14 protein-coding genes are annotated in these 13,217 nt (G+C 65.1%); 3 read left to right on the top strand and 11 right to left on the bottom strand.

The features are described from left to right. Nucleotides 1–38: 38 nt before the first annotated feature. Genes ACHMWQ_RS01905 through ACHMWQ_RS01895 form a run of 3 tightly spaced genes read right to left on the bottom strand, consistent with a single transcriptional unit; the run spans nt 39 to nt 3,473 of the window. The gene (locus ACHMWQ_RS01905; protein WP_396306192.1) at nt 39–1,028 is read right to left on the bottom strand and encodes a PDR/VanB family oxidoreductase; all 990 of its coding nucleotides are present in this window, start codon (nt 1,026–1,028) and stop codon (nt 39–41) included. 59 nt (nt 1,029–1,087) lie between these two features. Further along, entirely contained in the window at nt 1,088–2,416 is a 1,329-nt protein-coding gene (locus ACHMWQ_RS01900) for a Rieske 2Fe-2S domain-containing protein (protein ID WP_396306191.1), read from the bottom strand. 16 nt (nt 2,417–2,432) lie between these two features. Continuing rightward, nucleotides 2,433–3,473 (bottom strand): nitrilase-related carbon-nitrogen hydrolase, encoded by a 1,041-nt coding sequence (locus tag ACHMWQ_RS01895; protein WP_396306190.1) that lies wholly within the window; start codon nt 3,471–3,473, stop codon nt 2,433–2,435. A gap of 289 nt (nt 3,474–3,762) precedes the next feature. Between ACHMWQ_RS01895 and ACHMWQ_RS01890 the strand changes: the two genes are divergently transcribed. Then, a complete protein-coding gene (locus ACHMWQ_RS01890; protein ID WP_396306189.1) occupies nt 3,763–4,446 on the top strand; it encodes a GntR family transcriptional regulator in 684 nt (227 codons plus the stop codon). A 233-nt stretch (nt 4,447–4,679) separates the two neighbouring features. Here the strand turns inward: ACHMWQ_RS01890 and ACHMWQ_RS01885 are convergent, their stop codons facing one another. Further along, nucleotides 4,680–5,882: a dihydroorotase family protein gene (locus ACHMWQ_RS01885; protein WP_396306188.1), complete on the bottom strand. Its 1,203-nt coding sequence runs from the start codon at nt 5,880–5,882 to the stop codon at nt 4,680–4,682. A 128-nt stretch (nt 5,883–6,010) separates the two neighbouring features. Here ACHMWQ_RS01885 and ACHMWQ_RS01880 point away from each other — a divergent pair, with 128 nt between their 5' ends. After that, complete coding sequence (locus ACHMWQ_RS01880) at nt 6,011–6,625, top strand: NIPSNAP family protein (RefSeq protein WP_396306187.1); 615 nt, start codon at nt 6,011–6,013, stop codon at nt 6,623–6,625. A 219-nt stretch (nt 6,626–6,844) separates the two neighbouring features. On the opposite strand, the gene ACHMWQ_RS01875 is transcribed toward ACHMWQ_RS01880, so the two are convergent. Continuing rightward, nucleotides 6,845–7,354 (bottom strand): hypothetical protein, encoded by a 510-nt coding sequence (locus ACHMWQ_RS01875; protein ID WP_396306318.1) that lies wholly within the window; start codon nt 7,352–7,354, stop codon nt 6,845–6,847. Nucleotides 7,355–7,637: 283 nt separating this feature from the next. Here ACHMWQ_RS01875 and ACHMWQ_RS01870 point away from each other — a divergent pair, with 283 nt between their 5' ends. Continuing rightward, the gene (locus ACHMWQ_RS01870; protein WP_396306186.1) at nt 7,638–7,805 is read left to right on the top strand and encodes a hypothetical protein; all 168 of its coding nucleotides are present in this window, start codon (nt 7,638–7,640) and stop codon (nt 7,803–7,805) included. Between the two features lie 47 nt (nt 7,806–7,852). On the opposite strand, the gene argE is transcribed toward ACHMWQ_RS01870, so the two are convergent. The 6 genes from argE to ACHMWQ_RS01840 are packed head-to-tail and all read right to left on the bottom strand — an operon-like array spanning nt 7,853 to nt 13,191. Further along, complete coding sequence (gene argE / locus ACHMWQ_RS01865) at nt 7,853–9,001, bottom strand: acetylornithine deacetylase (RefSeq protein WP_396306185.1); 1,149 nt, start codon at nt 8,999–9,001, stop codon at nt 7,853–7,855. 33 nt (nt 9,002–9,034) lie between these two features. Continuing rightward, nucleotides 9,035–9,772 (bottom strand): DUF1028 domain-containing protein, encoded by a 738-nt coding sequence (locus tag ACHMWQ_RS01860; protein ID WP_396306184.1) that lies wholly within the window; start codon nt 9,770–9,772, stop codon nt 9,035–9,037. Continuing rightward, complete coding sequence (locus ACHMWQ_RS01855) at nt 9,769–10,569, bottom strand: ATP-binding cassette domain-containing protein (protein WP_396306183.1); 801 nt, start codon at nt 10,567–10,569, stop codon at nt 9,769–9,771. Before ACHMWQ_RS01855 ends, ACHMWQ_RS01860 begins: the two co-directional genes overlap by 4 nt. Next, a complete protein-coding gene (locus ACHMWQ_RS01850) occupies nt 10,566–11,399 on the bottom strand; it encodes an ABC transporter ATP-binding protein (RefSeq protein ID WP_396306182.1) in 834 nt (277 codons plus the stop codon). The genes ACHMWQ_RS01855 and ACHMWQ_RS01850 overlap by 4 nt, the downstream gene beginning before the upstream one ends. Before the next feature lie 5 nt (nt 11,400–11,404). Beyond that, on the bottom strand, nt 11,405–12,238 hold the full coding sequence (locus tag ACHMWQ_RS01845) for an ABC transporter permease (protein ID WP_396306181.1): 834 nt from the start codon (nt 12,236–12,238) through the stop codon (nt 11,405–11,407). Next, the gene (locus ACHMWQ_RS01840) at nt 12,238–13,191 is read right to left on the bottom strand and encodes an ABC transporter permease (protein WP_396306180.1); all 954 of its coding nucleotides are present in this window, start codon (nt 13,189–13,191) and stop codon (nt 12,238–12,240) included. Before ACHMWQ_RS01840 ends, ACHMWQ_RS01845 begins: the two co-directional genes overlap by 1 nt. Between the last annotated feature and the right edge of the window lie 26 nt (nt 13,192–13,217).

Raw genomic sequence — 13,217 nt, 5'->3', positions numbered from 1 at the left:
CTGCGCACCGGAGCCTTTTTTGTTGTGCCGTATCGGGTTCAGAGATCGAGGACCAGGCGATCGCTCTTGGCGCCGGAGCAGCAGATCATGATCAGCTTGTTGGAGGCGCGCTCGCGCGCCGAGAGGACATTGTCCTTGTGGTCGGGCACGCCTTCTACGACGCGCGTCTCGCAGGTCCCGCACACGCCTTCGCGGCAGGAATGCGCCACCTTTATGCCAGCCTCCATCAGCACCTCCATGATGGTACTGCCAGCGGGTACGACGAATTCTCTCTTGCTGCGCGACAGCACGATCCGGAACTCGCCCGTCGGCTTCTCCGCCGTTCCTGCGAAATGCTCGACATGGACGTGGTCTTCGGGTCGTGCGGTTGTCGCGGCCTTGAAGGCTGCGATCATCGGCGTCGGGCCGCAGCAATAGAGATGCGCGTCGGCTGCGACCGAGGCGGCGAGGGCCGCCATAGGCATGACCGCCCCCGCCTCGGCGTCGACATGCAGATGAACGCGGCCGGGCCGGACGGCCTCCAGCTTTGCGAACTCGTCGAGGAACGCGGCACTGGTGCGGTCGCGCACGGCGTAGAAGAGTCGCCAGCGGCCGGCGCCGGCCTCCATGGCCCGGATCATCGACAGGATTGGCGTGATGCCGATGCCACCGGCGAAGAAGACGCTCTCGCCATCCGTCTCCACCAGCGGGAAGCTGTTTCGCGGCGGCATGACGGAGAGGATCTCGCCAACTCTCAGCGTCTCGCATAGATAGGCTGAGCCGCCGCGGCTGGCCGCGTCGCGGTTGACGGCGATGACGTAGCGGTCGCGGTCACCCGGCGCGTTGGTCAGCGAATAGCTGCGGGAAAGTTCGCCGGGCAGGGCGAGATCGACATGGGCGCCTGCGGAGAAGTCCGGCAGTGGAGCGCCGTCCGGGGCGCGCAACTCGAACGAGCGGATCCCGCGCGCCTCATAGTGGATCGCCTTGACGCGGAGCTGGAGCGGCAGGGCGGCCGCTCCGTCCGTGCCGGTGGGGGCGGCCCGGTCCAACGCCCCCGATGCAGGGTCCGGCGCGAAGGTCGCGTCGGACCTATGTTGAACGCCTTCGCTCATTCTGCGGCGGTGAGTTTGGGGCGATAGCCCTTGATGGCAGCCATCTTCTCCTCGTAGCCGTCGAGCCAGTCGGTGCCGTACGGCACGACGATATCGCCGCCGCGCGCAGCCTGGCAGAGTTCGGGCTGGTCGACGACGTCCGGCAACTTGCCGCTCTCGGCATATTCCTTGGCGGCGTCGAGCATGACGCGACGCGTCAGGATGACCATGCGGTCGCTGGCTGCCAGATGCTCCATCGTGCGGTCGACGATCGGCCCCATGCTTTCCTGGATCGCCTGGTCCTGAAGCGGGATTCCGACGATGCCAGTATAGCTGTCACCATTGCGCTGCCACTCGCGATCGATGCCGAAATCGTTCGAGGCGTCCTTGGCCGGCCGCCACCGGCCCTTCCAGTCGGTCGTCGTAGGCAGGTATTCGAGCGGCCGGGCGAGGCCGCCGACCAGCGTGCCATCCTTGTATCTCATGTTCTTCCGGCGTCCGTGGACGCGGCCGAGGTCGATATTGAAGATCATCGTGCTCTCGTCGTCGATCGGCACCCAGGCATTGACGGTGACATTGTCGTCCATCATGCCTGACGGGTAGGTGACCCAGATCGGGAAGATATAGCTGGCATAGCGGTGGTGTTCGGTGCCTTCATAAGCATTGCGCTGTGCCGAATACATGGTGCCGAACGGCATCACCGACACGTTGATCTTGGGCGCCTTCTCCGTGACGGTGAAGACCTCGGGATCGCTCAGGTCGAGCTTGTCGCCGTCAATGCCGCCGACATGCAGGAAGCCGAGATGCGAGGTGTCGACGTCGCCCTCGAGCGCCTGCATGTAATTGCAGTCGCGATGGGTGAGCGCGATGTTGGCGTCATGGCCTTCGCCCATGATCGCCTCGATCTCCGGCAGGGGCGGCGGATTTTCCTGACGCTCGCCCATATAGGCGAAGACGAGGCCGCCCGATTCCTGAACCCGGTAGGCGATGGCCGGCGTGCCGGCGGGATATTTCGACTTGTCCTCGAGATTGGGCTGGTCGAGGCACTTGCCGGTAACGTCGAATTTCCAGCCATGATAGGCGCAGCGTATGCCCCCCATCTCGTTGCGGCCGAAGAACAGCGAGGCGCAGCGGTGCGGGCAGCGGTGATCGAACACGCCGACCCGTCCCTCCGTGTCGCGGAAAGCGACGAGCTTCTCGCCGAGGATCATCAGGCGCACGGGATCGCCGTCCGCCTTGAGCTCGGAGGAAAGGCACACGGGTAGCCAGAACTGACGGAAGAAATTGCCCATCAGCGTTCCCTTGCCGACGCGGCATAGCTGTTCGTTTTCTTCGGCGGTGATCATGGTGCTCTCCTCAGTCTCAGCTGTTCAGGGGCTGCAGGACGCGCAGCTTTTCCAGATTGGCGCGGGCGATCTCGATGGCGCCGCGCGTCTGGTCGGTGTCCGTCATGGGGGATTCCCGGAAGTGATCTGCCGGATAGAACCGGGCGCGCTCGTAGAAGGGGCGATACATCTCGAACCGCGCCCAGAGCAGCGGATTGTGGATGCCGGTATCGGCGCGTCGATCGGCACGCAACGTCTCGACGTCGATCATCGCGGAGACGGCGACGCCTTCTTCCGCGTCCTCCTGGAAGGCCAGGGTTTCTCCGTGGTGGTCGATGATGTGCGAGCGGCCGCCCTGGATCGAATTATCAGGCGAAAAGCCGATCGGACCTGCCACATTGGCACTGACCAGGTAGCACATGTTCTCGACCGCGCGTGCGACCTTGGCCGCCTCCTGGCCGACGCTGTATTTCGAGTTCGTCGGATGCAGGATTACCTCGGCGCCCTGCATCATGAAGACGCGGGCGACTTCCGGTACGTTAATCTCTCCGCATGGGATCAGCGCCAGCCGGCCCAGTTCCGTCTCGACGACCGGGAACACCTCTTCCTCCGGCGTCGCCGCCATGTAGTCGCTCATGAAATCATGCGGGGAGGGGAAGGCAGCCGTGTTGATGCGGCGGTAGTTGAGGATGATCTCGCCGTTCCGATCGATCAGGAACGAGCTATTGAAGTAACGCCCGGGCCATTCGGATGGGGCCTCGAAGGCATTGCCGGAAATGTAGATCTTGTGCCGTCGTGCGAGTTCCTGCAGCGGCGCGGTGATGGGGCCGGGAATGGTGATGCAGGCGCGCGCGATCCAGTCGACGACGCCCATACCCAGCGGCGGGCCCTGCAGGGCGAACTCGGGAAACACCACGAGATCAGGCTTGTCCCGGGAAGCGCAGGCCGCTTCGATCAGGCCGATGAGGCGGTCCAGATTGCGCTGGATCAGTGCGACGGCAGCCTTGTCATCCGGCGCCTGCGTGGCGCGCTCACTGCTCATCTGGATACAGGTTGCTCGCCAAGGTTCTATGGGCATCGGGCTCTCCTATGGCTTTGGCGGACTATCTGCACGCCATTGGTATACCATAGGTATTGCCGGTCTTGTTCTAAATTGCAAGTCTCTCGCTGCGCCGGAAGGCCGGAATATTGAGCTAAGGATCTTTGGGCAATTCGCGCGGCATCATCCCCGTTTGCCGCCGCACAGCCTGGGCGAACCCGCCGGGCGCGGATCTGCTTCCGCGCTGGCATACCGAAGCCATTCCTCGTGTCTTCCAAAGGGCAACAGGGCGGGATATGACAGCGCAAAGCAACACTGGGAGTCGCCCTTGGGTGAAATCGAAGAATCGGGCCTGGAACCCGGCATCGCTGCGGACCGTCCCAACCTGACCGAACAGGTCTATGGTCAATTGATGGATCTGCTTATCCGAGGCGAACTGCGTCCCGGTGACGTCATCGCGGAGCGGCCGATGGCCGAGCAGCTCAAGGCCTCGCGCACGCCGATCCGCGAAGCGCTCGGGCGGCTGGAGGCCGAAGGGCTCGTCTACAAGCAGCCCAATCGCGGCGTGATCGTCAGTCTTTTCTCGACCGAAGCTTTTGTCGACATTCTCAATGTCCGCCAACTGCTCGAGGCTGAAGCGGCGCGGCTCGCGGCCGGCCGCATTCCGGCCGAGCGGCTCTCCGCCATCCGCGTCGCCCTGCTCAACCTCGGCGAGAAGCCGAAGCCGACTCTCAGCGAGATCTGGGAAGTCGACGACATGCTGCATGGCGAGATCGCCGATACCGCCGGCAACGAGTTGATGGCGTCGATGATCCGCGATCTGCGCCGCCGCACCCATGTCTTCAATGCCTATCGCAAGTCGGTCGAGCCGAGCGCCAGCATCGAGGAAAATCTGTTGCTGCTCGATGCCATCGAGAGCGGCGACGCGGAGCGCGCCCGCATTGCCATGGCCAACCATATCGAGGCCGTGAAGCTGGCACTGATCGGTCGGCTGTCCGGCACGAGGCGCTAGCGCCTCCAGGCATGCGCGAGTCGATCGCGCGCATGCCTCGTCTTCAGTTCGGGAGAGCGGGTGCTGCGTGGGCTTGTGCCGATCCGGCCGTCGTCCTGGCGATGAAACGCCCATGACCGGCCGCATCCGCGACCGTATCGCCGTCCCAGACCTGGCGTCCCCGTACGAAGGTCGCGACCGGCTCTGCCGCGAAACGCATGCCGTCATAGGCGCTCCAGCCGGGGCCGTCCGCATTACGCCTGGAGTTCGTGGACACTGGTCGTCGGCTGAAGCACGGCGATGTCGGCGTCATATCCAGGTTGCAGCCGTCCCTTGCCCGCCAGGCCGAAGAACTCGGCCACCTTGTCGCTCAGCAGCGAGGCTGTCATTCGGGCTGCGGCGTCGGTGCCCTTGCGGGCGGCCGCGGCGGTGAAGAAGGCCGGGAGGAGGGTTTCCAGGCCTGGCATGCCGGCCGCTACGTCGAAGATCGAGGCGTTCTGCTTGCGCTCGATCGGCCAGGCGCTGTGATCCGACGAGACAAAGGTGGCATCGCCCGCCTCCAGAACCTGCCAGAGGGCTTCGCACTGGCCGGACCGGATCGGCGGGTTGACCTTCAGCAGCCCGCCGAGGCGCGTCATGTCTGCGTCGGCGTCGAAGAGCAGATAGTGCACACACATCTCGGCGGTCGCCATGACGCCCCGCTGGCGATAGCCCGTGACGAGATCGAAGCCTTTCGCAGTTGATATGTGAACGATGTGGAGATGGGATCCAGTCGTGGCGCCGAGTTCGAGGAAGTTCGCCGTCGCCGTCAGTTCCGCGAATTCGGGACGGCTCGGGCTGTGGTGTTCTGGTCCCGTCTTGCCCTCGGCGATGAATTGCGTGGCGAGGGCGCGCACGATCTCCTGGTCCTCATTGTGGAGTCCGACCGGTAGCCCCGATCCGGCGACAGCCTCCAGAAGCTGGTGCGTCGCGGCGTTTCCGATCCTCGGAAAGCGCTCGGGATGCGCCTCGAAGGATGAGATCTTGAAGGCGCAGATACCGCCGGCGATGAGATCTGCGATCTGGGCGCGATCTGGCGTCGGCGGCACGGTGCCATAGAGCGCTACGTCGCACAGCGCATGGGTCCCGATGGCGGCGATCTTGTCGGCCAGTACAGCCCCGGTAGTGACCGGCTCGGGGTGATCATAGGGCATGTCGACGATGGTGGTCACGCCGCCGATCACGGCCGCCTTCGTGGTCGGCAGGAGTCCGGGAAAGCCTGTCTGGCTGCCGGCATGGGTCTGGCCGTCGATGATGCCGGGCAGCAGATAGGCCGAGCCATAGTCCAGCCGGCGCGTCGCCGGCGGCGCCTCACCTGCACCGATGGCGGCGATCGTCTCGCCGCGAACCGCAATCCAGCCCTCTTCGATTATGCCGTCGGGCGTCACCACACGACCCGAAATGACGAGTTCGTACATCCTGTTTCCTCCGGCAGTTTAAGGGAATAGCGCCGTCGCCAAATTTGGCGTGCACTTGGCATTCTGATGGTGTACCAACGGTTGGCGAGTTTGAAAAGCCGCAAAGCCTCTTAGTCCCGGGAACGATGATGCTGTACGACCTGACGACCCTGTCGCTTCTGCCCAACACGTTGGGCGCCGTGCTGCCGCTGCTGCCGCAGACCTACAAGAGCTTCTCCAGCACCGGTACGCCGCTCGGCTGCTTCGCCTGCGAGTTCGGCGTGCTCAACCGCTTCAATTTCCTGACCGCCTATGAAAGCGCCGAGGCGTTGGCGGAAGAGCGGGCGCGGCTGATGAAGACGGAAAATCCCTATGGTATCGGCGCCTATCTGGGCGGTGTCAGCAGCACCGCGTTCGAGCCGCTGCCCTTCGCCAGGCCCATCGAGCCGGGGGAGTTCGGCCCGTTCTACGAATTCCGCACCTACACGATCGCGCCGGGCGGCCTGCCGGAAACGGCTGAGGCCTGGAGCAAGATCGTCGATCGCCGTAACGAGATGTCGAAACTCCTGATGGTAATGGGTTCCGTCGAAGGCCGGCCGCAGAAGATGGTCCACATCTGGCCCTACAAGACAATCGAGGACCGCATGAGGGCGCGGGCGCAGGCGAGCAAGGAGGGCATCTGGCCGCCGCCGGGAGGTTCCGGCAAGCTGACGGGTCTGCAGTCCGAACTCTTCGTCGCCACAGCATTTTCCGATCTGCGCTAGGCGTGACCGGCATCGGCCCCGGGGCGACCCTAGGTCGTCCCGGCTGGCGATCGTGTGATGGGGATATTCTGATGCCCGTGTCGGATAATCTTGCGCGCCTCGGCATTGCGCTGCCCCCGGTGCCCACTCCGGTCGGCAGTTTCGCGCCGGCGGCGCGGTCGGGAAATCTGCTCTTCCGCTCGGGGCTTGCGCCGTCGGATGGGACCGGGCTCATGCCCCCTATAGTCGGACGTTGAACAGATCCACGCCGATCTCCGTCGCGATCGGTCTCAGCTGCGCTTTGACTGCCTCCGGCACGGTCTGGCCGTTGCGATAGATCCGGATCGCGCCGCTTTCGTATTGAACGATCTCGAGATCGGCGACGGATGCGCGGGCGGTGACCTCTAGATCCTCGACCGGTCTTTGCTCCTGCTTGCCGCGTAAGATCGGATAGACGAGCTTGCCGCCCTGTGTGCGCAAGAGCGGCTTGGCGTCCTGGACGGAGGTGTCGAGCAACTCCTCAACCGAGACACCCTTCTCGTCATCGACATTCACCCGCAGCACCATGATCCGGTCGACGTAGTGGAGCGTGTTCTGATTGAAGCTGACGTGGGTCGAGGTCGTGATGGTCTTGACCGATATCCGTTCATTGGCGGCTGAGACGACATCATATCCGTGCTGATTGGTATCGAGCGCCATTTGCCCGCGCTTGATCATGGCTGCGTAGAGTTCGCCGATCCGTCCGGTCAGATGGTTGAGCTCACCAGGACTGAGACCCCAGCTGATCTCCTTCTCGAACTACGACAGGGCTTCGGCAAGCGACTGGATGATCTGAACCTGGGTCAGGGTCGGCTTGTCGGAGTTCATGGCTCTCGTTCTGAAAGTGGATCGTCAGGACCAGGCACCCCTGCCATCCCGTCCTAGCACGTTCGGGAGCGCAACCGGCAGTCGGTGCGCAACCCGGAGAGCGCTTGAATGTATGCCCTGCTCTCAGCGTGTTCGTCCTTGAGGGACCCGCACCCAGGTCGTGGTGATGCCGTTCGTCCAGTCCATGTCGCACTGCAAGAGTATGCGGACCAACCAGCCCGACGCCATCCAGGATGGCATGAAGATCGTCTCGATCTGCTACCCGCTCGACAGCGACAAAATCGAGTCTCTCCGTTTCAATGCTGACACGGCTCTGAAGGGTATTGTCGATTGACCTAAGTTCATCAGGTTAAAGGAGCGAGGGGCGCGCCGCCCCTGCCGTCACAGCAGCAGCTTGCGGAGCGCCGCGTCGCAGCAGTCCAACTGCTCGATCGAGACATATTCGTCCGGCTTGTGCGCCATGTCGATCGAACCTGGGCCGCAGACGACGGTCGGCACGCCGAGGTCGCGCTGGAACAGTCCCGCCTCGGTGCCATAGGCGACCTTGCTGTGGCCGTTGTGGCCGACGACGTTCTTCAGTTGCGTGACGAGCGGGTGGGATGGGTCGATCGCCAGGGCGGGATAATCGTAGATCTGCTCGAAGGTGATGTCCGCCTGCGGGGCGCGGCCGCGCATTTCCGGCAGCAGCTTCGTCTCCGCGAAATCCCGGATGCGGGCGATGATCGTCTCGGGATCGACCTCGATCAGGTTGCGATGTTCGAAGGTGAACGAGCAGGCGTTCGGCACGATGTTGACGGCCGTGCCGCCGAATATCAGGCCCGTCGAGATCGTGGTGTGGACGACGTCATATTCCTCGTCGCGCGGCCCGATGGCGAGTTCGCCGGCGAGATCGCGCAGGAAGACGATCAGTTCGGCCGCATATTCGATCGCGTTGACGGCGCGCGGCGCCAGGCTCGAATGCGCCTCCTGGCCGGTGACGTGACAGCGATAGCCGCGCCCGCCCTTGTGGCCGACGACGACCTTCATGCTGGTCGGCTCGCCGACCAGGCAGGCGGCGGGCGCCTCGCCGCGCTCCTGCAGGATGGCGATCATTTCGCGCACGCCGGTACAGCCGACTTCCTCGTCATAGGAAAGCGCGATGTGGACGGGGCGCTGCAGTTTTGCGGCGACCAGTTCCGGCACGATCGCCAGCGCGGCGGCGTCGAAGCCCTTCATGTCGCAGGCGCCGCGGCCGTAGAGGCGGCCGTCGCGCTCGGTCAGCGTGAAGGGATCGCTCGACCAGGCCTGCCCCTCAACCGGAACGCAGTCGGTATGGCCGGAAAGGATGATGCCGCCCGGGCCGGCCGGGCCGATGGTCGCCCACAGGCTGGCCTTGGTGCCATCCGTCGACGGGAAGACCTCGGCGGTCACGCCATGTCCGGCTAGATAGGCGCGGATATGCTCGATCAAGGCGAGGTTGGAGCGGGCGCTGGTCGTGTCGAAGCCGACGAGATCGGCGAGGATCTCGCGGGTGGTCTGGGTCTTGGTCATGCTAATCACTGTTTCGGGCTGCGTCTCTCGCCGTCACGCGCCGCCGCTGCCGCCGGGCCGGTAGGGCGGCGGCGTCATCAGCATGGCGGTGACGGGGGCGGGAATGCCGCCGATCGGGTCCTCGCGCGACGGCATGCCGTCGATGAAGGGCAGCAGCTGGTGCTTGGCGACCTCGAACACGCGTCGAAGCTCGGCGACCGGGTTGCGGTGCTCGTCGACGCGGATGTCGAGCCAGGCGAAGGCTTCCTTCTTGAAAACCTTGAGCGCCGCCGACTGCTTGCCGCGCTTGTCGCCGCCGGCGGCCTGACCGGCCTCCAGCACCAGCATCAGCCGTTCGTGCAGGTCGAAATCGGCGCTGCGGGTGGCTGCTTCCGCCATGGCGTCGATGGTGGCGGCTCCAACCAGCATGTTGCCCTGGACGGTAAAGCCGTCGCCCTCGATATGACCGGCCCAGTCGACGCAGGAACTGCCGGTGTGGGCGGCCGTGCGGCCTTGATTGTCGACGATGCCGACCTGGCGATCGGCCTGGCCGGGATCCTCGGCGATCAGCTTGGCGAGCGCTTCCGGCGCCGACAGGCCTTCGCGCAGCAGCTTCAGCCCGTCGATGCCGAGATAGGGGTTCACCCACGACTGGGTGGCGATGGCGCCGACGCCGGCATCGGCGAAGATACAGATGCCGCCGACCGCCGGCACCGCCGTCGAGACGGCGACGCCGAGCATTCCGGTGCGCGGGCAGCGGGCGGAGATGGAGAAGGTATTCAGCTCGATCATGATCCGGATTCCAGTTCAACGGGCGCGCGGAAGCGGCGGAAGGGGTCGGGGACGGCGTCGATCAGTGCCCTCGTATAGTCGCTCTCGGGAGAGGCGAAGACGCGCTCGGCGGTGCCGATCTCGATCAGCTTGCCATGCCGCATCACGGCGACGCGATCGCTGACCTCGCGGATCACCGCCAGATTATGGCTGACGAAGACGGAGGTCAGGCCCAGCTCGTCCTTGATCTCGCGGAAGAGCTTCAGCACCTGTGCCTGCACCGAGACGTCGAGGGCCGAGGTCGGCTCGTCGGCGAGCACCACGGCGGGCCGCATGATGACGGCGCGCGCGATGGCGACACGCTGGCGCTGGCCGCCGGAAAGCTGATGCGGATAGCGCGAGACGGTCGTTGCCGGCAGGCCAACCCGCTCCAGCGTCTCGCCGATAAGTTTGGCACGCGAGGCGCGGTCGCCGATGCCATGGACCTCGAGCGGCGCGGCGAGGATCGCGCCGATGCTCTGGCGCGGGTTGAACGAGGAGGCGGGATCCTGGAACACCGCCTGCATCTGGCGGCGCGCCTGTTTGAGATCGCGACCGGATGCCGCCCAGACGTCGCGCCCGTCCAGCGCGATGGAGCCGGCGCTCGGGCGTATCAGCCGCAGGATCATCCGGAGCAGCGTCGACTTGCCGGAGCCTGATTCGCCGACGATGCCGAGCGTCTCGCCTCGTGCCACCGACAACGTCACGTCGTCGACCGCGTTGACGCCGCGCACGAAGGATTTCGTCACGCCGGCGACCTGGATGACGGTGTCGCTCATATCGCCGCCTCCCTCGGAAACAGGGTCGGCGTCGAGGCCAGCAGCATCTTCGTGTAGTCGTCGCGTGGCTCGGTGAAGAGGCGCTCGACCGAGCCCTGCTCAACGATCTGGCCGCGATACATCACATAGACCCAGTCGCAGAGCTCGGCGACGACGCCGAGATCATGGGTGATGAAGAGGATCGACGTTGCCTCGCGGTCGCGGATCTCCTTCAGAAGCTTCAGCACCTGCGCCTGCACCGTGACGTCGAGCGCCGTGGTCGGCTCGTCGGAGATGATCAATTCCGGCTCGAGCGCCAGCCCCATGGCGATCATGGCGCGCTGCTGCATCCCGCCGGAAAAGCCGTGCGGATAGTCCTCGACCCGCCGTTCCGGTTCCCGCACATGCACGGCCCTGAGCAGATCGACCGCACGGGAAACGGCGGTCTTGAAGGACAGGTTCCGGTGCAGCACCAGCGGCTCGCCGACCTGGCGGCCGACGCGCATAGTCGGGTTCAGCGCCCGCATGGCGTCTTGCGGGATGAAGGACAGGCGGTCCCCGCGAAGCTTGCGCATGTCGGCCGGCGACAAGTCGAGGATTCGGCGTTGGCCGAGCTCGATCGAACCGGAGACGACGGCGCGTTTCGGCAGCATGCGCAGCGTCGACAGCGCCGTCATGGTCTTGCCGGAGCCGGATTCGCCGATGACGCCGACGATCTCGCCGGGCCAGACATCGAGAGACACGCCGTCGACGGCCCGGAACGAGCCGTTTCGCTTCGGGAAATCGACGGTGAGGTCGCGGATCCGGAGTGTCGGGCGCCCGTTTTCCAGGGCGCGGGAGCGGATGTCCATGTCGGTCACTCCCTCATATGCGGATCGGTGACGTCGCGCAGGCCGTCGCCGAGCAGGTTGAAGCCGAGCACGCAGATGAACATCGCCATGCCGGGCACGATCGAGAGCCACGGTGCCTGGGCCATGAAGCCGCGACCGGTGCTCAGCATGTTGCCCCAGGAAGGATCCGGCGGCTGTGCGCCGAGGCCGAGGAAGGAAAGTGCGGATTCGAGCAGAACCGCATAAGCGAAAGCGACCGCCGCCTCGACCATCAGCGGCGCCATGATGTTGGGCAGGATCTCGCGGAAAATGATGCGGAAATCGCTCATGCCGATCGAGCGCGCCGCCTCGATATATTGCTGGCGCAGCACCGCCTGCGTCGAGGCGCGGGCGAGCCGCGAGAAGCCCGGGATGAAGACGATGCCGATGGCGATCATCGCGTTCAGCACGCTGGTGCCCAGGCTCGCCATCAGCACGACGGCGAGCAGGATGGCTGGGAAGGAGAACAGCAGGTCCATGGCCCGCATCAGCGCCTGCTCGACGAGACCGCCGAAATAGGCGGCCGTCATGCCGATCAGCGTGCCGCCGACGAGCCCGACGGTGACGGCAAGCAGCGCCACCTGCATCGAGATGCGGGCGGCATAGATGGCGCGCGAGAGCACGTCGCGGCCAAGCTCGTCGGTGCCGAGCCAATGGGCGGCGCTCGGCCCCTGCAGCATCTTGGTGACGTCGAGATCGAACGGCGAATAGGGCGCGACCCAGGGCGCGAAGATCGCGGCGAAGAGAACGATCCCGACCAGAAGCCCGCCGAGAAGTACCAGCCGCCAGCGGCGGAAATCGAAGCCTGCTGCGGCAGCCATCAGGTGTTCCTCGCCTTGACCTGACGCGGATCGAGCAGGCTGGCGATCAGGTCGACCAGCAGGTTCAGCGTCAGGACGAACAGCGTGATGGCGAGCGCGCTGGCGAGCAGCACCGGATAGTCGCGGTTGATGATGCCGACCAGCACGAAGGAACCCACGCCTGGCAGCAGGAAGATGTCCTCGATGACCACGACGCTGCCGAACAGGAAGCCGAACTCGACGGCGGCGACGTTCAGATAAGGGATGAAGGCGTTGCGCATCGAATGGCGGAACACGATGGTCCGGCTGCTGGCGCCCTTGGCTTCGGCGGTGCGGACATAGTCGGTCGACAGCACCTCGAGCATCGAGGCGCGCATGATTCGGATCAGCAGCGCCGACGAGACGACGCCGAGCGACAGGGCCGGCATGATCATCTGCTTCAGGTTCATTACCGGATTGACGGTGAAGGGCGTGAAGCCGCCGGGCGGCAGCCAGCGCAAGGTCAGCGTGAAGACGAGCACCAGCAGCGTCGCCAGCCAGAAATTCGGTATCGCGCCGAGGATCGTCGCCAGGAAGGTGATCGAGCGATCGGCGCCCTTCTGGTGGCGCCGCGCCGCCCAGGCGCCGAGCGGGATGGCGATCAGATTGGCGATGATGAAGGCGAAGGTTGCGAGCTCCAGCGTCACCGGCAGGCGCTTCAGCAACTCCGGCCCGACCGCGACCCCGTTCTGGAAAGACGTACCGAAATCGCCCTGCAGGATGCGGCCGAGCCACTCCGCATATTGGACCACCAGCGGCCGGTCGAGGCCATGCTGCGCCTCGAAGCGCTGGATCGCCTGCGCGGTGGCATGAATGCCGAGCGCGGACTTCGCGGCGGATCCGGGAAGCACGTTGATCGTGACGAACAGCACGACGGATGCCGCGAACAGGGTCAGCACGAAGCCGGCGAGCCTGGTCAGAACAAGCCTGATCATGGAAGGGGGACGACCTGAGAAGAGAG

The organism is Kaistia sp. UC242_56 (assembly GCF_044452255.1).
GTDB lineage: Bacteria > Pseudomonadota > Alphaproteobacteria > Rhizobiales > Kaistiaceae > Kaistia > Kaistia defluvii_A.
Note: the sequence above shows the minus strand (reverse complement) of the source record. Positions and strands in the feature narration are given on the sequence as shown.

Coding starts and splice junctions, on each gene's coding strand:
- ACHMWQ_RS01900 (WP_396306191.1), bottom strand. CDS start 2,416: ATGATCACCGCCGAAGAAAACGAACAGCTATGCCGCGTCGGCAAGGGA.
- ACHMWQ_RS01895 (WP_396306190.1), bottom strand. CDS start 3,473: ATGCCCATAGAACCTTGGCGAGCAACCTGTATCCAGATGAGCAGTGAG.
- ACHMWQ_RS01885 (WP_396306188.1), bottom strand. CDS start 5,882: ATGTACGAACTCGTCATTTCGGGTCGTGTGGTGACGCCCGACGGCATA.
- ACHMWQ_RS01880 (WP_396306187.1), top strand. CDS start 6,011: ATGCTGTACGACCTGACGACCCTGTCGCTTCTGCCCAACACGTTGGGC.
- ACHMWQ_RS01870 (WP_396306186.1), top strand. CDS start 7,638: ATGCCGTTCGTCCAGTCCATGTCGCACTGCAAGAGTATGCGGACCAAC.
- argE (WP_396306185.1), bottom strand. CDS start 9,001: ATGACCAAGACCCAGACCACCCGCGAGATCCTCGCCGATCTCGTCGGC.
- ACHMWQ_RS01860 (WP_396306184.1), bottom strand. CDS start 9,772: ATGATCGAGCTGAATACCTTCTCCATCTCCGCCCGCTGCCCGCGCACC.
- ACHMWQ_RS01855 (WP_396306183.1), bottom strand. CDS start 10,569: ATGAGCGACACCGTCATCCAGGTCGCCGGCGTGACGAAATCCTTCGTG.
- ACHMWQ_RS01850 (WP_396306182.1), bottom strand. CDS start 11,399: ATGGACATCCGCTCCCGCGCCCTGGAAAACGGGCGCCCGACACTCCGG.
- ACHMWQ_RS01845 (WP_396306181.1), bottom strand. CDS start 12,238: ATGGCTGCCGCAGCAGGCTTCGATTTCCGCCGCTGGCGGCTGGTACTT.
- ACHMWQ_RS01840 (WP_396306180.1), bottom strand. CDS start 13,191: ATGATCAGGCTTGTTCTGACCAGGCTCGCCGGCTTCGTGCTGACCCTG.